Origin of the sequence: Psychroserpens mesophilus (assembly GCF_050617655.1) — a bacterium.
In the GTDB taxonomy this organism is placed as follows: domain Bacteria; phylum Bacteroidota; class Bacteroidia; order Flavobacteriales; family Flavobacteriaceae; genus Psychroserpens; species Psychroserpens mesophilus_A.
The window spans coordinates 343,494-365,865 of sequence record NZ_JBODQC010000002.1; the positions used below are offsets into that span (position 1 = coordinate 343,494).

At 32.0% G+C, this 22,372-nt stretch carries 22 protein-coding genes; 1 reads left to right on the forward strand and 21 read right to left on the reverse strand.

Annotated elements, in window-relative coordinates; genetic code table 11:
- Positions 1 to 66 precede the first annotated feature (66 nt).
- The 16 genes from ACRHNM_RS05825 to ACRHNM_RS05900 form a co-directional block, all read right to left on the reverse strand.
- Positions 67 to 231, reverse strand: a complete 165-nt coding sequence (locus ACRHNM_RS05825; RefSeq protein ID WP_431134623.1) for a hypothetical protein — start codon at positions 229 to 231, stop codon at positions 67 to 69.
- 188 nt (positions 232 to 419) lie between these two features.
- Complete coding sequence (locus ACRHNM_RS05830) at positions 420 to 1,748, reverse strand: sigma-54-dependent transcriptional regulator (RefSeq protein WP_431134625.1); 1,329 nt, start codon at positions 1,746 to 1,748, stop codon at positions 420 to 422.
- Between the two features lie 7 nt (positions 1,749 to 1,755).
- Positions 1,756 to 2,847, reverse strand: coding sequence for a sensor histidine kinase (locus ACRHNM_RS05835; protein ID WP_431134627.1), 1,092 nt, complete (start codon positions 2,845 to 2,847; stop codon positions 1,756 to 1,758).
- A 56-nt stretch (positions 2,848 to 2,903) separates the two neighbouring features.
- Entirely contained in the window at positions 2,904 to 3,848 is a 945-nt protein-coding gene (locus ACRHNM_RS05840; protein WP_431134629.1) for an L-histidine N(alpha)-methyltransferase, read from the reverse strand.
- 1 nt (position 3,849) lies between these two features.
- On the reverse strand, positions 3,850 to 5,004 hold the full coding sequence (egtB, locus tag ACRHNM_RS05845) for an ergothioneine biosynthesis protein EgtB (RefSeq protein WP_431134631.1): 1,155 nt from the start codon (positions 5,002 to 5,004) through the stop codon (positions 3,850 to 3,852).
- 1 nt (position 5,005) lies between these two features.
- A complete protein-coding gene (locus ACRHNM_RS05850) occupies positions 5,006 to 6,229 on the reverse strand; it encodes a bifunctional alpha/beta hydrolase/OsmC family protein (RefSeq protein WP_431134633.1) in 1,224 nt (407 codons plus the stop codon).
- A 6-nt stretch (positions 6,230 to 6,235) separates the two neighbouring features.
- Entirely contained in the window at positions 6,236 to 6,742 is a 507-nt protein-coding gene (gene msrA, locus ACRHNM_RS05855) for a peptide-methionine (S)-S-oxide reductase MsrA (protein WP_431134635.1), read from the reverse strand.
- 183 nt (positions 6,743 to 6,925) lie between these two features.
- Positions 6,926 to 8,494: a protein adenylyltransferase SelO gene (locus tag ACRHNM_RS05860; RefSeq protein ID WP_431134637.1), complete on the reverse strand. Its 1,569-nt coding sequence runs from the start codon at positions 8,492 to 8,494 to the stop codon at positions 6,926 to 6,928.
- Positions 8,495 to 8,509: 15 nt separating this feature from the next.
- A complete protein-coding gene (gene msrB / locus ACRHNM_RS05865) occupies positions 8,510 to 8,971 on the reverse strand; it encodes a peptide-methionine (R)-S-oxide reductase MsrB (RefSeq protein ID WP_431134638.1) in 462 nt (153 codons plus the stop codon).
- Between the two features lie 165 nt (positions 8,972 to 9,136).
- Positions 9,137 to 9,868, reverse strand: a complete 732-nt coding sequence (locus ACRHNM_RS05870) for a heavy-metal-associated domain-containing protein (RefSeq protein ID WP_431134640.1) — start codon at positions 9,866 to 9,868, stop codon at positions 9,137 to 9,139.
- A 54-nt stretch (positions 9,869 to 9,922) separates the two neighbouring features.
- Positions 9,923 to 10,309 (reverse strand): DUF302 domain-containing protein, encoded by a 387-nt coding sequence (locus ACRHNM_RS05875; protein WP_431134642.1) that lies wholly within the window; start codon positions 10,307 to 10,309, stop codon positions 9,923 to 9,925.
- 343 nt (positions 10,310 to 10,652) lie between these two features.
- Positions 10,653 to 11,987 (reverse strand): DUF885 domain-containing protein, encoded by a 1,335-nt coding sequence (locus ACRHNM_RS05880; protein WP_431134644.1) that lies wholly within the window; start codon positions 11,985 to 11,987, stop codon positions 10,653 to 10,655.
- Positions 11,988 to 12,015: 28 nt separating this feature from the next.
- Entirely contained in the window at positions 12,016 to 12,183 is a 168-nt protein-coding gene (locus ACRHNM_RS05885) for a hypothetical protein (protein WP_431134645.1), read from the reverse strand.
- Positions 12,184 to 12,275: 92 nt separating this feature from the next.
- Positions 12,276 to 13,547 (reverse strand): hypothetical protein, encoded by a 1,272-nt coding sequence (locus ACRHNM_RS05890; RefSeq protein ID WP_431134647.1) that lies wholly within the window; start codon positions 13,545 to 13,547, stop codon positions 12,276 to 12,278.
- A 6-nt stretch (positions 13,548 to 13,553) separates the two neighbouring features.
- A complete protein-coding gene (locus tag ACRHNM_RS05895; protein WP_431134649.1) occupies positions 13,554 to 14,921 on the reverse strand; it encodes a serine aminopeptidase domain-containing protein in 1,368 nt (455 codons plus the stop codon).
- A gap of 5 nt (positions 14,922 to 14,926) precedes the next feature.
- A complete protein-coding gene (locus tag ACRHNM_RS05900) occupies positions 14,927 to 16,021 on the reverse strand; it encodes a DUF2911 domain-containing protein (RefSeq protein WP_431134651.1) in 1,095 nt (364 codons plus the stop codon).
- Between the two features lie 147 nt (positions 16,022 to 16,168).
- Between ACRHNM_RS05900 and ACRHNM_RS05905 the strand changes: the two genes are divergently transcribed.
- A complete protein-coding gene (locus ACRHNM_RS05905) occupies positions 16,169 to 17,158 on the forward strand; it encodes a helix-turn-helix domain-containing protein (RefSeq protein WP_431134653.1) in 990 nt (329 codons plus the stop codon).
- Positions 17,159 to 17,303: 145 nt separating this feature from the next.
- Here the strand turns inward: ACRHNM_RS05905 and ACRHNM_RS05910 are convergent, their stop codons facing one another.
- The 5 genes from ACRHNM_RS05910 to ACRHNM_RS05930 form a co-directional block, all read right to left on the reverse strand.
- Positions 17,304 to 18,560 carry a S41 family peptidase gene (locus tag ACRHNM_RS05910; protein ID WP_431134655.1) on the reverse strand — a complete coding sequence of 419 codons (1,257 nt, stop codon included), beginning with the start codon at positions 18,558 to 18,560 and terminating at the stop codon, positions 17,304 to 17,306.
- 4 nt (positions 18,561 to 18,564) lie between these two features.
- Positions 18,565 to 19,689: a serine hydrolase domain-containing protein gene (locus tag ACRHNM_RS05915; RefSeq protein WP_431134657.1), complete on the reverse strand. Its 1,125-nt coding sequence runs from the start codon at positions 19,687 to 19,689 to the stop codon at positions 18,565 to 18,567.
- 6 nt (positions 19,690 to 19,695) lie between these two features.
- Entirely contained in the window at positions 19,696 to 20,661 is a 966-nt protein-coding gene (locus ACRHNM_RS05920; protein ID WP_431134659.1) for a type 1 glutamine amidotransferase domain-containing protein, read from the reverse strand.
- Between the two features lie 238 nt (positions 20,662 to 20,899).
- The gene (locus ACRHNM_RS05925; protein WP_431134661.1) at positions 20,900 to 21,502 is read right to left on the reverse strand and encodes a hypothetical protein; all 603 of its coding nucleotides are present in this window, start codon (positions 21,500 to 21,502) and stop codon (positions 20,900 to 20,902) included.
- 141 nt (positions 21,503 to 21,643) lie between these two features.
- Complete coding sequence (locus tag ACRHNM_RS05930) at positions 21,644 to 22,288, reverse strand: hypothetical protein (protein WP_431134663.1); 645 nt, start codon at positions 22,286 to 22,288, stop codon at positions 21,644 to 21,646.
- Between the last annotated feature and the right edge of the window lie 84 nt (positions 22,289 to 22,372).

Below are 22,372 nucleotides of genomic sequence, written 5' to 3' on the forward strand. Positions count from 1 at the left end.
ATCTAAATTTCGAGATGTCATTGCTGCTATTAATGCATTAAAAATCATAATCTTAATTATTAAAAATTAAACTAACTCCAGTATTTGCTCTGGTTGCTGTACTATTTTCGTAGTCGTTTCGTTTGGTTTAACGTCATCAAACTCACTACAAGACCATACCTGATCCTTTTGCGATGTTAATACACAATTGTTGAGATGCACACAACTCGGACAAATATTAAAGTGACTCATATTAAAACTTGTTAATGTTATTTACATACCAAAAGGCAATGCCTATGCCAAAACATAATCATTAGACTACTACAAACGAGAAAACCCTTTTTAAACAAAGGGTTAAGCGATTAATCACATGTAATATGAGTTAAGAATAAACTGGTACAAAACTACCCATATGGCGCAAAATTACCCAGTAAAAGTTGTCATTCTGAAAGTTTTTGCCGAATGGTTTTTCGGTCTATTTGAAGAATTTTTGCTGCTTTAGTTTTGTTATTTCCAGTAGCTCTTAATACTTTTTCAATGTATTGTTTTTCAATAACTTTTAAAGGTTGTAATGGTTCTGAAGTTATATTTAATCTAATCTTTAAATGTTCTGGCAGATGCTCTACATCAACAATCTTGTCACACATGATTACAGCCCTTTGAATAATATTTTCTAATTCTCTAATATTTCCAGGCCAATCATAACGTTTTAAAATTGTAAGAGCTTCAGGTGTTATTTTTAAAAACCGGTCTTTGTATTCCACACCATATTTAAAAAGGAACTTATCTACCAATAAACCTATATCATCTTTTCGTTCTCGCAAAGGTGCTATTTCAATTTCTACAACAGTTAATCTGTAAAACAAATCTTCTCGAAAGCTTTGTTTTTGTATCATGTCTCTTAAATCATTATTTGTTGCTGCTATGATTCGTACATCAATTTTCTCTGCTTTTGTTGTTCCCACTTTAATCACCTCTTTTTCTTGGAGTACACGCAATAATCGGGATTGAACAGCTAGTGAAGCATTACCTATTTCATCTAAAAAAATGGTTCCTCTATTGGCTGCCTGAAAAAAACCTTCTCTATTTGTTTCTGCACCAGTAAATGCACCTTTTACATATCCAAACAATTCAGCTTCTAATAGATTTTCTGGAATGGCACCACAATTGACTGCAATAAAAGGAGCTCTAGAAAATTTACCTTGATAATGTATAGCTCTAGCGACCAACTCTTTACCTGTACCGCTTTCTCCTTTAATAAAAATTGTGGCTTTGTTATCTTTTACGCGTTCAATAACCTGAATAACATCATTGATTTTTTCAGAATTACCTATAATTTCTCCATAAGCTTTAGGGCTTGTTTCATCAGGTGTTTTAGAATGTTGCTCTTTTTTTTCTGAAGTAGTTAAAGATTTGTCAAGCGCTGTTTTAAGTTCTGCTTTAGTGAATGGTTTGGTTAAATAATCTACCACACCCGATTTAATAGCTGTAAGTGAATCTTGAACTGAAGGATAACCAGTAACGACCAGCTTTGGCATCTTAGGATAATGTTCTGACACAAATTTAATGAGTTCAAAACCATCCACTTCTGGCATTTTCAAATCGGTAATTAATAAGTCTACAGACGAGTCTCTTAAAATTGCTACCGCTTCTTTTACAGAAATCGCCTTAAAAACATGATAATTCCAGGATTGCAAATGACGTTGTAAAAGTTCCAGGATGTTAACATCATCGTCAACAATAAGTATATTTTCTTTGCGTAATTGCATCGTTATTCTATTCTTTAGGAAGCGTTATTGTAAATATAGCACCTTTATTTGGGTTATTTTCGGCAGTAATAGTTCCTTTATGTGAAGCCACAATACCATGAACGACACTTAAGCCTAAACCAGAACCTTCTCCCAAGGGTTTGGTTGTAAAAAATGGCTGAAATACTTTGTCTAAATCTTCATCTGCAAACCCTTTACCTTCATCTGAAATTTTGAGAATAATCTCATTTTTTGTGCCTTTAGCTTCAATGATCACTAAACCATTTTTAGGAGAAAAATAAATAGCATTCATCAATAAATTAAATACTATTTGGGTTAGCTGAATAGGATCTGCACGAAGCCATAATGCTTCATCTTTAACATTAATGAGGTATTTTACTTGCTCCTTTTTAAAGGTAGCATCTAATAGATTAATGGCATTTCTTATATTAGGAATGATGTTAACACGTTTCTTTTCTTGTGGCATTTCACAAGCAAAAAACATTAGTTTTTTTACGACTTCTCTTGAAAAAATAGCATTTTTTATAATTTTATCAACATCTTCTGACGACATTTTTTTAGCGTCTAAATCGCTTTTTAACAATTCAGCAAAGCCTAAAATATTAGCCAAAGGTGTATTTAACTCATGAGCAATTCCAGCGGTAATTTCGCCTAAAATACCTAAACGATCAGCATGCTCCATTTGTCGCTTTAACGAGATTTCATTTTTTTGAATTTCAATACGTTCTAATAAGCTTCCTAATTTTAAAGCGACATTATTTAATAGTAATTGTTCTTCCTCTAAAAAATCATCTGCATGATATTCTGAAGCCTTTAAATGTGCCACAATTTTTCCTTTAGCTTCATTGAACAAGTTTATTTCAGAGTGAAGTGTTACAGTATTTTCAAGTTTTACTTTAGTAGAAAACGCATGACTTTCTGTAATGATTTCAATGTCTGTTTTTTTTGGAAATTGAAATGCTTTTTTCAAACTAAATGCAATTGCTTTTAATGTATCTCCAATAAGTTCAATATCTGTGTTTACAATTATCGAAGATACTTCATACAGGCAGGTAAGTTCTTTAATACGTTCTTTTAGGGCTTGTTCAATTGTACTCATTAGAAAATGCTTCCATCTTAATTACAAAAATAATACTCTTTAAATCATCAGAACCTTTAATGTTTTACTAATAAAGTATCTGTAAAATAGTGTTTACAATCTAAAAAATGATTTACAGTTTTAAAGCCACTTTCTCGTGCCAGATTGTCTATTTCTTCAAGACTGTATTTTTTTGATAATTCTGTCCATATTAATTCATCGTAAGCAAAATCAAAACTTTTTCCCAGTTTATTTAGGACTACTTTTTGGTCACGAAGACTAATAATATAGCTATGTACTTCACCATTTACAGGATTGTAATGACAATAAAAATCAAAATCGTCTACTTTAAAATCGCCATCAAACTCTCTATTAATTCGCAATAATAAGTTAATATTGAATCGTTTTGTAATGCCGTGTTTATCAAAATAAGCGTTTTGTATGGTTATTGGATTCTTTTTTAAATCTACACCAAGTAATAGCGAATCTCCCTTTTTCATATTATTATTAAACAATTGCAATAGATTTTTCGCTTCCTTTTTTGTATAATTTCCAATATTACTTCCTAGAAATAGTAACAAGCTCGGAATTTTAGTTTGGACATTTTCTTTTGAAAGAATCTCAAAATAATCACCAACCTTTGGATGAATGGAGAGTTTAGGTAATTTACTTTTCAGCTTTTTTGTCAGTTCATCCATTGCGCCTTGAGAGATATCAATAGGTACATAATGAAAATCTATATGGTTGTTTACCAAATATTCGAGCAGTTTAAACGTTTTGAAACCATCTCCAGCTCCCAGTTCAATAATGTTAAAAGGTTGATTATAGTTAACAGCTTCAATAATTTGTTTTGCCTGTAATGATAAGATTTCAAACTCACTATTGGTCAAATAATAGTCTGGCATGTTCATTATTTCCTGAAAAATGCGACTTCCAGCATCATCATAAAAATATTTAGAGGAAAGTGTTTTTCTTTCTGAGGAAAGGCCTTCAATTATATCTTTTGCAAATTGTTTATTCATATCATTTTACGAGTCTTATTCCTGAAAACATCCATTGTAAAGAGGGATGAAAAAAGTTTCTATACGTATTTCTACTGTGGTTTTTTGATGTTGCCACAGATGCACCTCTTAATACTTGCAATCCTACCATAAACTTACCATTATATTCACCAAGAGCACCTTCGGCTTTGGTATAGTTTGGATAAGGCTCATAAGCACTAGCTGTCCATTCCCATAAGTTTCCCCAATTTAATTTAGAGGAAGCTACTTCCCATTCAAACTCTGTAGGTAAGCGCATCCCTTTCCACTCTGCAAAAGCAAATGCTTCATAATAACTCATATGCATTACTGGTTCGTTAGGATTGAGATCTTCCAATCCATTAAAACTATAATGTTGCCATTTTCCATTAGAAAAATGCCAATATAAAGGAGCTGTTATGTTGTTATTATTTATGAAATCCCAGCCTTCAGCATGCCATAGATTAAAATTTTGATAACCTCCAGCGTTTATAAACTCGATGTAATCTTTATTGGTTACAAGTCTATTTGATATTTGGAAAGGGTGAATGTACACTTTGTGGAGACCCAATTCGTTATCGAAGCAAAATCCGTCACCTTTAAATCCTATGGTATAAATACCTTCTTTGACAGAAATAAAATCCTGTGATTGTGTAACTTCTGAAAGTTGCAAATCAGTTTCATACGTTGGAAATGTAGGTTGATGACCAAGAATATATTTAATATCATAAACCAGCAGTTCTTGATGTTGCTGCTCGTGATTTATACCGATTTCAATGAGCTCTATAAGTTCTTTTGAGTGGTTTTCTTTTAATAAATCAATAATATTTTGAGTAATAAATTTACGATAAGCAAATACTTTTTTTACAGTAGGTCGCGTCATTAATCCTCGATTTGGTCTTAAGACACGTTCGCCAGCATTGTTATAATAACTATTGAATAAATAAGCAAAATCTTCATCAAAAACCGTATAGTTTGTTTTAAATTTAGTTAAAACGAACTGCTCAAAAAACCAAGTACTATGTGCCAGGTGCCATTTTGGTGGTGACACATCAACAATGGGTTGTACCGAAAAATCTTCTATTTCTAAAGGTTCACAAATAGTTTCGGTGATTTGCCTAATCGTCTTAAATTTTTTAATTAATGGATCTGTATTCAAACTATGCTTCTATTATTTTTGTATCAAATATTACTTCGCGAGCCACTGTTTTATGCACAGGACATTTCGATGCAATTTCTTTTAATCGTTGTTTTTGTTTATCGTTTAAGTTACCTATAAGTTTCAGTCGCTTTGAAATATGGTCTAAAAATCCAGGTGTTTCAACATCTAAGTTTAATTCATCACTATGTTTTCGTGCATGAGTAATGTACACATAGACATCTTGTAGATCCCATTTTTTTCGTTCAGCATATAATTTAAGAGTCATTGCAGTACATGAGGCAATGGCTGCGTTTAAGTATTCGTAAGGTGATGGACCGAAATCGTCACCACCAAAACTATTGGGTTCATCTGCTATAAATGTGTGTTTTTTGGTTTGGAGCTGTGTTGTAAAATTATTCTCATTCAAATCCAGATGTGCTACCAGTTGCTCACCTTCAGTATTGAGCATTTTATTTTCTTGTTTTGGAAAATACAATTGAGCCCATTCTCCAATCAAACGTCCTGCATAGTGACTATGTTTTGAATTCAGCAGTAAATGATCTGCATCATGCAAGCTGATAAAGCTTTTGGGATGCATGGCATTTTGATACAATTTTTGAGCATTATCAATACCCACTATCTTATCAAATGGTGCGTGCATCACTAAAAGTGGCTTACGAAGTTTTTTTGTGATTTCTGGCAAATCAGTTTTGCTAAAATCATTCACAAATTCTTGATTGACTTTAAAAGGTCTACCGCCAATATTTATTTCTACTTCACCTTTGTCTGCCACGTCATCAATAGCATGAGAAAAATGTTGTGTAACATGCTTTATTGTTGCTGGTGTTCCTATGGTAGCAACTGCTTTTATATTGTCTAACTTAGAAGCTGCAACAATGGCTGCTGCTCCTCCTAATGAATGGCCAATAAGTAAACATGGTGCCTGATAATGTTCTGTGATGTGGTTACTAACAGCTATTACATCTTCAATATTTGCTGAAAAATGACTTTCTGAAAATTCACCTTCACTTCTACCCAAACCTGTAAAATCAAACCTGATGACACCAAAACCATGGGAAGTTAAAGATCTGGAGATGTTCTTTGTAGCATTATAATTACTTGTACAAGAAAAACAATGCGCAAAAATAGCATAGTAATTTGGTTTTTGGTTTGCAGGCAATTCGAGATAAGCAGCAAGGTTGTACCCTTTCTTATTTGTAATTTCTATTTTGTTGGTTCGCATTGTATGTTATACTTTTTCCTTAATAAAGCTCTCATCAAACCTCAGAAAATGACAGGTGTAACCATCAGGATTTTTTACTAAATAATCTTGATGATAGTCTTCGGCTTTCCAAAATGTTGAGTATGGTTCTAAGGTTGTCACCACTTTTCCTTGCCATTTTCCAGATTCATCGACCAACTTAATCATCTCTTCTGCTATGTTTTTTTCTTCATCATTCTGATAAAAAATTGCAGAACGATAGCTAGATCCTTTGTCATTACCTTGCTGATCAACAGTAGTTGGATTATGCATTCGGAAAAAATAATCTAAAATCTCTTTATATGATGTCTCATTTGGATCATAAGTTAACTCAATACCTTCTGCATGACCTGGATGATTTTTATAAGTTGGATTGTCATTTTCACCACCTTGATATCCTACTTCTGTATCTTTGATTCCTGGTTGAGTTCTAAATAAATCTTCCATTCCCCAAAAACAGCCTCCTGCGATGTATGCCTTTTTATAATTAGTCATTGTATCATCTTTTAAAATTTATATACGTGAATGTATATCTAGTCTTTATTTTTACTATAAAATTACATTAATAAGATTATTTATAGAACATTTCTGTATTCAAAAATCAAACTCAGGTTGTGTGATGATATGTTTGGGCACCTTACATCACTTTATAAGAACTTGATGTTTTAGTATTTTTCTTTATGAGCTACATGACAGCATAGAACAACCTACCTTATGTCTGGCCCATTCTGGACGTTTAGCAAACCACTTTTCTAATTGTGGCTGTTCATTGTATGGATGTTTTAAAAGATTAAAAAGTTCGTCAATAAGGTCATAGTTTCCTTTATCTGCATCATCTATAGCCAATTGAGCCATATAATTTCGCAATACATATTTAGGGTTTATTCTATTCATATGAGTTTTCCTTTCTTCATCAGTTAATGCCTCAGACGATAAGCGTTCTCCATAAGTCAAAAACCAATTGCTCCAACGTTGTTTAATACGATCTGAAATTTCAGTTGGTCTGTAAAATGCGTCTTTAAGTACTGGCAACCAATCTTCAGTTTCAGCCTTCTTTAGGTTTGCGAGATTCCTAAAAAAAATAGTCATATCTGTTTCAGATAATTGCAATATGCTTTCAAGTTCATCAACTAAAATGGCATCTTTTTTTTCTTCATGTTGCAATCCTAACTTAGAACGCATCATTTTAAGGTATGCCACTTGTACATCTGAAGTATAAGCGTTTAGAATGGTTTCAAATGGTTCTGCCTCATTGATTAAAGGATAAATCGCATTTGCCAGTTGATATAGATTCCAGAGTACCACTTGTGGTTGCGTTCCATATCGATATCGTTTGTGTGTACTATCTGTGGTATTTGGTGTCCACGTATGATCATAACCTTCTAACCATCCGTAAGGTCCGTAATCTATAGTAAGTCCAAGAATTGACATATTATCAGTATTCATCACGCCATGAACAAAACCAACCCGTTGCCAATGGATGACCATATCCATACTTTTATTTACAACTTCATTAAAAAAAGCAATATACACCTCTTTTGATGGTGTTCCCAAATGTGAATAATGTGTTTTAATTGTAAAATCCACCAAAGTTTTCAATGTTTTATCATCACCTCTTGACGGAAAAATCTCATAGCTTCCAAATCGTAAAAATGAAGGTGCAACACGAGCTACAATAGCACCTTTTTCATATTCTGGATTACCATTATACATAACATCACGTAATACCTGGTCTCCAGATAATGCTAATGATAAAGCTCTTGTTGTGGGCACTCCTAAATGATACATGGCTTCACTACACAAGTATTCTCTGATAGAAGAACGCAATACTGCTAATCCATCTGCAGAACGCGAATAAGGAGTTTCACCTGCACCTTTTAATTGCAGTGTCCAGTGTGTGTTATTATGTTTAATTTCTGCTAAATTAATAGCTCTTCCATCTCCTAATTGTCCAGCCCAATTCCCAAATTGATGTCCAGCATAACACATGGCATAAGGCCTGGTGCCTGGTATAACCTGAGCTCCAGTAACAATGTTTAGAAAGTCTTTTGTGTTACTGTCCTCTTTCGTAAGTCCTAAATGATTCAACATTTCTGGAGAGACATGAATAAGCGATGGATTGCTTGGAGTTTTAGGTATTACGTATGAAAAACAAGCCTCCTTAACCTGTCTTCTTGTATTTTCAAGAACTGGGTCTGCAGGTAATTGTTTATTAAATCTATCGTTTATATTGAGTTTAAACTCCATAAGTTTTATAGCTTTCTATACCTTCTTGTTATCTTCAGTTTGAAGTACCATAGATTCCGAATTGATACAATATCGCAATCCGCTTGGTTCTGGTCCATCAGGAAAAACATGACCTTGATGTGCATCACAAGTATTACATTGCACTTCGACACGAACCATTCCGAAAGAAACATCTTTAATATATTTTATAGCATTTTCTTTAATTGGTTGAGTAAAACTTGGCCAACCTGAGCCTGAATCGAATTTAATAGTAGAGTCAAACAAAGGTGTATTACAGCATACGCAATTATACTGTCCTGCATCATACCTGCTACACAAACCTCCAGAATGAGGTGCTTCAGTACCAGCCTGACGTGTGATTCTGAACTGATCTGGAGTTAAAATGGATTTCCATTCAGCTTCAGTTTTTTCAACTCTACGATCTGGTTTCGGATTGCCATTTACCGAAAAGTCTATGATATCTTTCCATGTTAACATAATTTATTGCTTTCTTAAATTGGTTTTACAAAGTTACTATATGTTTTTTGAACGAATGATGTTTCATCTGACTGATTCTTCATCATAGCAAGCTAGCATTATATAGAACGTTTTATAGTTTTTATGTTTTGAATGTTGATTTGAATTTTCCATAAGACTATAATCTTAAGAAATTAGCATTACTATTGCCATAACAATCATAATGGCGTTTTCTATAAAAGTGGCTTCTGTCATAGGTAATTTTAAGGCTGTACCAAGACATGCGCATCTGATAGCCTTTTTGTCCAGTAATGTTTTAGTTACACCAATAGTTGTCATTCCTAAAACAACTATTGTGATGATTAGAGCTATTTGAACCTCAATACGCATCAAGAATAATAATCCCAATACAGTTTCGATAAATGGATACACTTTTCCATAAACAGGTATTCTTTTTGCTACTGGATCGTACATGGCAAATGACTCAGGAAACCCTTTTAAATCTAACATTTTAAAGAAACTAAATACAATGTAAAAGAGACCCATAAAATCTAACATAAAATCACGCCATGACCAATTGCTGTAGTGTAATAAAGTACTTGCAGAAGCGATATAAAAAATGATTAGCAACAAAGGTTTTAACTGTTGTAATTTACTCATTTGCTCTATCCTTTCTTTTGTTTCAACTGATGCTGATGAGAATACATTTTGCTCTTGTTTTTCAGACAATGTATATTTTTCTGGTAAGGCATTTTGGAAAGTCTCTGTGGCAACATGAGTGCTCATAGCTATCTCTGCCTCTCCTTTTTCAAGATTCACAGAAACACTGGTTACCTTATCTATTGCACTTAATTTTTGTTCTACAGAAGCCTTGCAGTTGTTACAAGTCATTCCTTCTATTTTATAGGTGTGCTTCATTATTTTGTAGTTTTAGCAACATGTTTTTACTCTACTGCAAATCATTAATATGGTTTAAAGCTGATCTATTACTGCTTTAAGTTTATCAGTAATTTCTTCAGCAATTCCTTTTAAATCTTGATTGTTTACAGCCTGCATTGAAGCCATAGGGTTGACTGCAGAAACTTCAATATCGCCAGAATCTAATTCTTGCACAATTACATTACATGGTAGCATCGTGCCGATTTTATTTTCAGCCAATAAAGTCTTATGAGCATATGGAGGGTTACAAGCGCCTAAAATTTTATAATTATTAAAATCTACATCTAACTTCTTTTTTAGGGTCTCTTTGATATCAATTTCTGTCAACACTCCAAAACCCTGTTCTTTAAGGGCTTCTGTCACTTTTTCTATACTGTTTTTAAAATCAGTTTTGAGTATTTTTTTAAAATAGTAATTCATAATATTGTTGTTCTAGATTCATGAACCAATTTAACATAAATTTCATTTCTTTTTAACCTAAATCAACTGAATATTGACGCGTTAACTAATCCTAACTGGTAGTTTGAATATAGAAAGTAAGGACTTGGTTTGAAGTACTTATAAGTAACTTCTCGTAACCCTTAACCAACGTGAGTGGTTAAGATTAACTGTTTAAAAAAAAGCTACCTACTTATTAACTAGTTATTTCCAAATACAGGAAGTCAATTTTTCATTCCTAGGTTTCGATTGCATGTAGGACAAATTCGACACAAAAACGATGTAAATAGAAGCTCTACTACAAATTACTGCATTCGTAATCTAACTAAAAATTTTTAACACTATTGTCAAATAAAGACATTGGAATATCACCATACTTTAATAAGTTTTTATGAAACACTTTATAATCAAAATTTTCTTTTGCTTTTGCTGAATTAAGAAGTTTTAAAAATACATTAGATCCATATTTATAGGTCACAACTTGAGCAGGCCAGCGCTTCATTCTTTTAATTTCTCGTAGTCCAATATCATGTTGATCTCTAATGTGATTTTTCCAAAAGTTTATAGCCTTTTTATCAGACCAACCATAATAGTTAATTCCGACATCCAAAACAACTCTTACAGATCGGATTAAATCCCATTCCCATTTACCATATTCATTATATATTGTTTTATATACACTTAAATCTTTACCCAGATATTCAACATAAGCTCCCCAACCTTCCACAAATCCAGAATACCAGAATAATTCTTGAATATCTGTTCTTTTCACGATGTCATTAACCATCACTTGATAGTGGTGTCCAGGAATGCCTTCATGAATGTATATCCAATCTATTTGCCTTTTATTGAATGGTTTATCAAAATGGTTAAAGTAAAATGTCCCATTGCTATAATAAGCTGGTACTTGCGCTAGCGAACTATTAGAGCCTTCTGCAATATTTACATCAGAAATATCTTTTATATAAGGAAAAATATCTGATGCTTCTTTTGCTACTTCCAGCTTAATATTATTAAATGCATCCTCAACATCATTCAAAGTATCATAAAAAAAAGAAGCGTCCTTTAAATGTCTATTAAAAGCTATTTCCGATAAATTAGATTTTTCCTGTAACTTTTTCATTTCTTGTTTTACGGTCTTTACTTCTTCCAATCCGAATTGAAATATTTTGTCTGGATGTACCTCAGCATTTACCCAACGCTTTAATAGATAAGCATACCAGTTTTTACCATTTGGAATGGTATAAACACTCTTTGAATCGTCTAAATAAGTGGTCTTATCCCATTGTTTTTCTAAAGTTAAACGCTCTAAGTTTAGCCCAACTTCATAGTTCATAATATTATAATCCAAACGCTGATATTCATCCAAAGTATTGATATTAATACGGCTTAATTGTTGTTTAATTGTTTTAAAAAACGTCTCTTGTTCTTTTAGAGCCTCAGTAGATTTAATAGATTTTAAATTCTGAACATAATTGACTTGTAAATTTGGAATATTTAAAGCTGTATAGGTTTCTAAAAATTGCTTTTGAATATCAGTAAATTCTACGTTTTGTGAACCACAAATTTGACTGATAGAACCAACTATTATTAAAATTTTAAATCCAATACTTTTCATCTCACTTCCAATCATTACAATTAAAAAATTTTTCTTGTTCATCGTTTTACTATTCTACCTATTAAATATATTAAGTTTTGTTAATATCTAAACTCAAAGTTTTCCATCTTAAATGCTCCAATTTCACAGTATTTACTTCACTTCGACTATATTTTAAAAACACATCGTCAATATCAGCAGACAATAAACCTTCTTCTTTATAATACAACTCAGTATGAAGTTCAAAAAAGCTCTTCATCTTCCTATTCATGATTAAAAATAATCTACCTTCTTTCTCTTCAATGGATACTTTTCTACCATCTATTTTGTAAGTTCCTATTAACTTTTTCTTTAGTCACTAGGTATCGGTTTTTTTGAATCTTCAACTTGATAAGCCTTTACTAAATGCAACCAAGGATCTCTGTGTTTAAGTCTATCATTATAGTTAAAAACAACCTGTTCATCTGGCCATAAAAAAGTACCTAAGTCCATTTCCCAACTTGTTGGCCAAAGCGTATGCGTTAAGGAAACCTTTAAACCTGAATTTGGTAATGTAATATATTTGATATCTCCAACTGTATTGGCTCCTTCAGCAGTAGGTTCTCCAACAATAATTGCCTTAGTATTTAAATCTAATATTGAAGTAAGTTCCAGTAGTGTTCCTTTTGTTGCTTTACTTGTTAATATAAAGAGATGACCTACTTTGTTTATAACTTTTGAATCTCTTAATAAGTCGGTTAGAGGTTTTAGTTTAAACCCATTTCCTCCTCCTCCATATCTCACATCAATTATGACTTTGCTGGCTTTATTTTTCTCAAGAATTTCCTCAATACTGTTGACAAAACCAGAAAAAGATGTCCCTTTTTGATTATTAGATATGTGTTGCAACTGTATAAACAACGAATTAGAGTTTGGTAAAAATTCGAACCAGTAGTTTTCACCTTCATGACTAGTGTTTGAAGTACTAAAATATTCATCATTAGGCAACTCTCGTGATAATTTAGTGTACGCTTCAATCGAACTTTTTTTAATGTGCTTTGATTGCCCTGAGGCAAACTGCAATAATACTTCATCATTACTATCTCCAATTTCTAGAAGTTTTAACATTGAAGGCATAAAACCATAAAGTTGAAACAAGTGTTTTTTGTAGTAGTTATTATCTGCATTCAATAATGATTTTGCTTTATTAAAAGTTTCCTCAACAGTTGCGTTATTAATTTTCAAAATTTGCTCACCAATTACATCTTTATAGTCGTCATGTGCATCAAGAATGTATAAACCATCATTAAACCAATAGGTTTTTATGGGCAGTACTTGCATTGAAACACCTTCTTGAAACATAGGCACATTGCAACCTTCATCATTTAAAGTATTTAATAATCGCTGCAGAGCAAAAACAACAACTTCCTTTTCATTTCCTACTTCTGAAGTACTTATAATTTCATATACAGCATCAAAATCTGTTTTGCGACTTTCATATTGAGGCACCATTTTTTCCACTTTCTTTTTTAGAAACTGAAAGTCTTCTTTCCAAGATTTTTGATCAATATTAAAATTGATCTCTTGTGAGTTTATTGTACCTGAAAAAGTGTAAAAACTTATTACTATTAAAATCCTAACCATCTTATACTATTTAATTTTCGATAATATCCAACGTGTACTTTCTTTCCCTATCATAATACTATAATTATCACGTGCATGAGTCATATAGCTACCGTCACTTAGTGTTTCGACATTATGTTGCATAGACTTAAAGTTAACAAAGCCATGGTCTGCATTTTTAATTAAAATAAAATCACCTTTGCCTCCATTTTTATTGACAATATCTACTAATTTTTCAGCACCTTTTTTATCAATTGCCTGAATATCAAATTCGCCATGCAATGCTAAAACATTGGTTTTTACTTGTGACCATACTTTTGGAATATTGACATCTGCTAAGTTTTGCCAGAATTTAAAATGACGTCCTATGTACTGGTTTCTTTCAAAATCACTGGCATTAAAAAATTCTACATAAGCTTCGTTTTTAAGCATCTCTTCTCCTGAAAGTTTCTTAATTAAAAAGTCGTCGTTGAACTTTAAATAAACTTTAGAGTCTTCTTTTATTTGAGCATCAGACACTCCAAAATGTTTTGGCTGAATGGTATACAAGTCTACCATATAATCATACCAGTTTTCAGCAACAGTTCCATAAGTTATGATGCCTCGAGGTGCTTGAAATTTGTTTAATAATGGTGCTATTACGCCTCCCATTGAATGACCAAACAAAAAAATATTATTGGCATCTACTGTTTCTTGATTACGTAAATCTTTGTAACCTTCCTTAAATGCGGTAAGTTCTTCTTCAAAATTAATTTCAGAACACTGTTTTTTACTTTGACTATCTCCTACACCTGGTTTCTCAATTCTGTATATAGCAAAACCAGCATTAACCCAATCGTTCATTAGTTTTTTCATTGGACTATCATTAGAAACTGTTTCTATAGAACCACAAGTATAACCTTGTAAAAAGTACACAACAGGCGCTTTTTTATGTTGTTTAGGTGTTACTAAAATACTTCGCAGTACATTATCCTTATATACAACTTCACCGTAAGTCACATTACCTTTTTCGAAAGATTCAATTGGTCTGCCTTTTAAAACAGTAGAATTCGATTGTATTATATTATTTGAATAGTACTCTACTTTGATCTCATCTCCTTCATATAATTGACTCGTTATAGCGAGCACATCTTGAATTGTATTTACCGATTTACCATTCAATGTTGTAAGGACATCACCTTGTTTTACGCCTAAATTCGAAAACGTTGAATTGGGCATAACCGTAGAGATATGTACTCCAGAATTTACTTTTAAATTATGTTGGGTTGCAATACTATCTGTCATTGTTTGCATCATTATTCCTAAAAGACCTTTTCTTTTAAGTGTTTGTGCATCAGAAATGTGATGAGCAAATTGGAGAACAAGAGCTATCGTAATATATTTTAATGTCTTCATGTAACTTATAGTTTATATGTACCTGTTTCTACTTCAGTAATAATTTCGTCAAGTCTATTTTGAAATCGCTCAGGAGCTGATTCCTTAACTTTTTTTATGTCTTTTACAGAAGCTTTTATGTTGCCTAAAAAGTATTGACTTAAACCTCTGTTTAATTGTATTGACCATGCCTCAGGATATGCCTTGAAGTTTGAATTATTATAGTCATAAGCATCCTGATAAAAACCATTGCGCAATAAGAAAATTCCAAAATCATTGGCATCATAAGCATTTGCATACAACGCTTTGGCTTCCTTAATCGTTGACTGCAGTTCAGTTGTCTTATTAAGTTTTTCAAGTAATTTTATTTTAGTACTGAGATTTCTATGGTTCTTATTAGCAGCAAAACCACCATATCCACCATTGATAGAGCGGTTTACCCATTCTAAAGCTTCTTCTAAATTGGTATTGTGATTTAAACACCAATTTGCAGCATCATTCCAAGCTTGCCAATGATACGTGTTTATGCCTCTCAATTCGCTTCTAAAACTTGACACTGTTGTAGCATTTAAATCGACTTCAACCTTAAATGGAATTCGACGCTTTTCCCACTCTAAACCAATGATGAGCGAGTTCTCTGTGCGGTCTAGAAATTCATAATCTAATTGTTCTGAAAATGGAGACTCTACAGATTCGACCTCAACATTTAATGTAACGTCTTTTTTGATATCTAAGTAATAACTTCCCCATTGATCATTATTATGAGCAAACAATAAAGTATAGGTATTTCCCTTCGGAATCACGTGAAAACCATATGTTCCTGCTTTTAGATGTTGTCCTTCAATTAACACATCTGTGCTAAACGTAATTGTCGTATTCATATTTGCACCAGCTCTCCAGGGAATAGGGTTTCCTTCTTGAGGAATAATGTTAGGGTTGTTCCAAACATCCCTTCCTTTTACTGAAGGACTGCTATAATTGATTGTTATATTGGTGACTCCCAGTTTTTGGGTTTCTTGAACTTTAGGACTTGATTGAGGTATGTTTAATGTATGAAATTGTGCGAAGGCGAATACCGAAACTAAGAATAAAGCTGAAGTTGTAAAATACTTTTTAAACATGTTGAATGATTTTTATTTATACCTACAAAACTAGCCTCTAATGCTCTCCAAAATCTCCTAATTCCTGAAATATGGAGATAGATTTATGAGCATTTTAACAAAAAGAACATTACTTTAACTACTATATTTGTAGAAACAATATGAAGTATGAACCCATCCACAGCACTAATAATTTTTTCAAGTATTGCAGTGACATCTTGTGGATTTTTATCTAGTTATTTCTTATTCATTAAAAAAGAACATCGGTTAAAAGACGTCACACTTGGGTTATTATTTATTGCAATAGCATTTCGGATTGCAAAATCTATTTTCTATTATGCGCTTCCAGAAATATCACCTGCTGGAGTTGGATTAGGTTTTTTTGGTTTCGCTTGCATTGGTCCGTTAACGTATATGTACTTTAATATCGATCAAACTACACGCACCTATTTAAAGCCTATTACCTTATTGCATCTCATATTTCCAGTATTAGGATTTATTATTATTTTGGTTAATAGTAATTATGCCTATGAATTATATTTATTAGCTAATATAAGTTTAGCTGCTTATCTTGGATTTATAGCAAATCAATTCTTTTTTAAATCAAAAGCTTCAGAATTATCAAAATGGTACAAAGTCCTTTTTTATGCTCTGGTTGCATTATCTATTATTCTAATTTATCAATTGATTGGAGAAAGTATTAATGCCTATGCTATAGGTATCGCATTGTCATCACTGGTAATGTATTTTTTGTTTTTTTATGCACTGCAGTCACCTGTAGTCGTTAAAAAACCTAACGCAAAAGTCTTACCACCAGAATTGTTACAAAAAATAAAAAATGCAATAGAAGAAGATCAGATTTTTATGCAACCAGCTATTTCGTTAGCACAATTTTCAGAGGCCATAAACACACCAACCTATCTGGTAACAAAAGCTACAAAATCTATTTATAATAAGAGTTTTCCTGAAGTTATAAATAGTTTCAGAATACAAACCATCAAACAGAAACTTTCGCAACCGGAATTTGCTAACGAAAAAATTGAAGATCTTGCGTATGACGTTGGATTTAATACCGCTTCTACTTTTTACAATGCTTTTAAAAAAGAAGTCTCTATGACTCCTAGAGAATATCAATCATCAATCATGTCAAAGTATTAAAGTACTCCAACCTACTTGTGTAAGCTTTTAATTTTAAAAAGGTAAATACGGGACAATGATTTTAAACTAGCTAAAAAAATAATAGCTCATTAATGACAATCCTTATGTCTTTCAACATACAACTTTAAAACAAAAAAACTAGAATTTATGGAGCTTCTGTCATTTTATTGTTTAATACCTTCAAAACAGTATCTACACTATTAAACAATTCATTCTGCTTTTGATTTATAATTACGTCAGGTTGAAGCGCAGTATTTTCCTGTTCTGATAAGCGAAACAGTCTTTTTGAATATGTAATTACTAATTTTGAATTAGGAAGTTTAAAACTATCCATATCTTGATAGCCTGTAGGATTTGACCCAGTAGGTTGACCGACAATTTTAGCATTTAACAATTGCTTAAAGAGAGCTGCATTACTTGTTGCTGCTGAAAAGGTTTTGTTACTTGTTAAAACAAACACACCATTTTTCCAATCTATGGAATCAGCGAGGTTAAGTGCATACGCTAAAACCGTTCCTACATATAAATCGCCTCCTCCATTATTGCGCATATCAATGATTACCTGTTTCATTAGGTTTTCTTGAATATATGAAACCAATTGTTCGCCAAAAACTTGCATGTCTTCAAAACTTGGATAGCTTTCAAAATTAATATAAATAGCTTTAATGTTCTTAATAGATGTATACCATAAATAATCGAACATAGGTTTATCTGGTTTTATTATCTCAGGAATTCCAATATTTAATTCTGTAAAATTCCCTTTATCTATAGCAGTTTTATCTAATGCTTTTAGAGTGACTTTTATTTCTTTACTATTTTCATTTAAAAAAGTAAATTGTGCAGTATTTCTGTTTTTAGTTATATCAAGATTATAAAGTAATTCGCTTATGGTTAAATATGAACTAGTTCTTAATGTTTCTGAATATTCATTCTCTACAAATTGAGTAACTTGTGAAACTTTCATAGAAACCTCTTCAATAGGAACGTCATCAATAGCCATTAAAGATAGTTTTAATAAGCTTTTATGCTCTTTTATTACTTTTACTACTCGCCATTCCTTATCGATATATTCTATTTCAAAAGGAAATCGATGTGTTGCCATATTTCTTAAAGATACAGCTGTATGACCGTCATTTACACGTCTTGTTAAGCGCATTAACTCTAAAATAATCTCAAAATCGTTTAATGAGTCAACATTGTTGTAAATCTTATTCCACTCATATACAAATTCTTCTTTAGTTACCGAGTGATAAAGGTCTATATGTTTTTGTTCTAAAGACGCTTTATAGATTTTTAGATCTTCTTTCCAATTAATTTTGTTTGATGTTTGTGCAAACAAACCATTAATTGATAATAATAGTGCAATAAAATAAATACTTATAACTTTTATAAATGTGTTCATAGCTCTATTTATTTTCTATTCTTTTAAGTATATCATAAACCAAAATCATTGCACTCTTAGAAGCCTCTAGCTGATTTAAAGAACCAGAAATATAAGTATCTAATTGTGGGCAATACCATAAAAAAGATGCTGTACTTCCAGAATGCCCTATAAGTTGTAGGGTTGTGTCTGTGTCTGTTAATTCACCTAAAGAAACTTGCCTAATACCAAAGCCGTAATCCATACCTTTAGTTTCACTCACCCAGTTTTGCATGGCTAAACGTGTATCTTTCTTTACAAGGATATCACTATTAAAAGCTTTTAAAAAAGTAATTAAATCTTGAGTGGTAGACACCAGACCGCCTCCTCCCCAATCTGCACTTAAGCTTTTAAGAGATGATAACTCATATTGACTTGCATAGAATTTAACAATAGGAAGTTTGTTACCCATTGCTTTAGATTTTAAATTGATGTAGGAACTATTCATTTTTAAAGGTTGAAAAATATGTTGTTGAAAGAACATATCTAATGATAATCCACTTAGATTTTCAATAATCAATGCTAACAGCACATATTCTGTATCTGTATAATGATAACCTTCACCAGGAATAAAATGTGGTGTCATCTTGTCTTTTGAAAACTGAATCATATCTTCACCTGTCCATGTTTTGTTAGGGTTTGTCAATATCTGGTTGATAATGTTTGGACTTTCATCGTTAGTTTGATCCGTAAAATAATCAGGCAAACCAGAGGTATGTTGCAATAAATGAGTAATGGTTAAATCTTTTGAATAGTCTTTTCCATCAACAACATTAAGGTTATTCACCAATGAATCTGGTAAATATTTAGTGATTTTGTCTTCAAAATTTAATTTATTTTGATCCTTTAAAATACCAATTGCCGTAGCTGTAAGCATTTTGGTAACACTGGCTGTATAAAATGGACTTTTTATTGAAATAGAATCTTTTTTACTTTCCGCTATCTGAATGTCAATTCCACGAGATTCAGAATATATGTGTAGAATAGCACTTTTAATGTTTTCTTTTTCTAATTCTGTTTTAAACAAATTCTTAATGCCTTTATCTATAGTTTGTTGACTAAAAAGCGTAGAGGTTAAAAAACATAGACAAATTATTACGAGTGTTCTCATGATTTTCTATTTATTGGATTCTATGTCTTTTGCATATGCAGCTAAACGTAAAAGATCGTAAAATTTTCCGATATTGCCCTGTAGTATGGATATTGCACTGTGGTCAATTAGTAATGCTCTAGAAATAGATTGTTTATTTTCTTCGGTAATCTGCTTTATTAGCGCTCTAGAATTTTCATTACCTTTAGTTTCGTAGCTGTATAAAACTTTAACCGCGTTTTCTTCTGTAGTTATTGTTCTTGGTTTAGGGGTATATCCTAATTGCTTTATCATAGTTTCTGCCAAAATCCATACGGACCATGGATTTTGACCTGTTATTAAATTATTATCATGACTAATTTTTTCAAGATACATTAAACCTTCATTAAATACAGCTCCTTGATCTATTAATTTGTCTTGTAATAAGAAAGGGAATATAGATCTAGCTTTTGGAATTAATAATAGTTCTTCTTTATTGGTAAAACCGCTCACTTGTTTATTTTTTAAAAATGATTCCCCATCTTTTAAGGTAACATTTACAAATGCCGCAGGTCCATGACAGACTGCGCCTATTACTTTATTATCCTTGTGTAAGTCTAGTATTAATGTCTGTATAAATGTATTATTTGGAAAATCAAACATTGCTCCTTTACCTCCAACAAAATAAACGGCTTCATATGTTTTAGGTTTTACATCTTTTAATAGCAGGCTATTATTGATTTTTGACTGCGCAATCGAGTCATTCAAAAATGCATAATCAAAAAGTCCCATATCGTCATCGTCTAAAACCACAGGAGGCTTACCTCCTAAAGGACTTGCTATATCAACATCAAAACCATTAGCTTTAAATACATAATAGGCTCTTGCTAACTCTGTAAGTTCATAGCCTGTACCTTTTCCACTAGTCCCTAAAGAATCTGTACTCGTTACGACTGCGAGTATTTTACCTCGATAAGAAGGCACATCTTTAGTGATATACGGGATATCGTTCACGTTACTATGAATTAATGTGACATCTTCAGCCGGTAATAAACTTGCTATGAATATGCTTATTATTATGATGCAGATAATAATTACCACTATGCTCGATAGAATCCATTTAAGTACTCTGTATTTTTTAAACATAATTTCTTTTGTTAGTTATTATTACTATACTTATTGGTATAGTACTCTGTAATTCTTGCAAGTGAGACAGTTTGTTTGTTAATATTAAATGCTTTAGTTATAAAAATTATAGCCAACTAAAGCCTAATCCTATATTAAATATTACGGCATCTCTATGCATATCGTTTTCTAAAAATGCCCTTCCCAAAACTAATTTAGACTGAATATTTAGCGCAAAATTCTTCTTTTTATAAATTTCGTAGCCAGTACTTGCCATAACAGCACAACCAAAGTTCCAATCGTCATTAACCTTGTCTTTAATGTCGTAAAGTGCAGGTGAATCTATAGCCAAACCAATACCTCCGTGAATCCACCATCTATCTTTTACCCAATATTGTACAGAAGGAATAAATCCACCAAAATGTCTGTCGTTATCTTGAAATTCGTAGATATTTCCTGGTAAAGAGGCTGTAATGGCGAGTTTTTCGTTTAACATGTAGCCAAACTTTAGATCTGGAAAAACGAAGGTTCCCTGAGCTTTATCAAACGTTTGAATACCAGCACTATCTTCTATACTGATAATCCCACCACCTGCTACGAACTCAAAGATGAAACCATCCCTTTGTGCTGTTGTTTCCGAATTTGTGTTTTGTCCAAATGTTATACTTGATAGTAATACAAAGGCTACACAAGACATTTTTAATCTGATTTGTTTTTTGATTGATTTCATAATTATTCGTTTTTTAATTGTTTCTATTTTGATGTTACAAAGTTGCGATAGTTACTAAAGTGAATCGTCTTGAATTATAATTTAGGACCTCACAATAGCCTTGAATACTAATTTAGAATCTCAATAACATAAAAGTTGTTTTTAGAATTTTATACCTATATAAAGGTTAGGTTCAAAAAGGAAATAGGATTTCCACCTATTGTCTATTTGTTTAAATGCATCTGGTGTATTGGTGTCTATCATCCAGTTTTGACAATGAAATTGAGGCTCTATATAAAATTGTTTCTTTTTTCCAAATGTAAAATGATAGCCAATATGATAAGAAGTATAAAGCTTAAAACCATTAGCTATTTTTTTATTATCAAGATCTAAATATGTTTTGTACTGTGGCAAAACTTCAACGGAAGCAAACAACCCTTTCCAAAGCATTCGCTGGTATGTTATTCCTATGCCAGTTTCACGCAGATAACCAGGATAAAATTCAGTTTCAGAATCTATTTTATCTAAAAGTCCATCCCACCATTGAATACCCATAGGTTGAAATAATCGCCAAGTGGCTAACTTAATTCCAACAATATTTTTAGCATTTAATTCTTTTTTTATGTGCAATTCAAAGTGTTGGGTATTGGTTCTTTCGCCTCCTTCACCAATATTACCTATGATAATAGCAGGAAAACTTATCCTGTATTTGAAATCTAAATCATTGTTTTTTAGTGATTCCGTATTACGCTGTGCAAAAACATTTAGTGTACAAAGTGTTAAGCCGAAGATGAATAGTTTTTTCATGGTAATGTGTTTTTAATTGTCCGTTTTGACTAATGCTTTATTTGTATGGTGTAAAGAAACATCAGAAATCAAGGCGCATCGCCC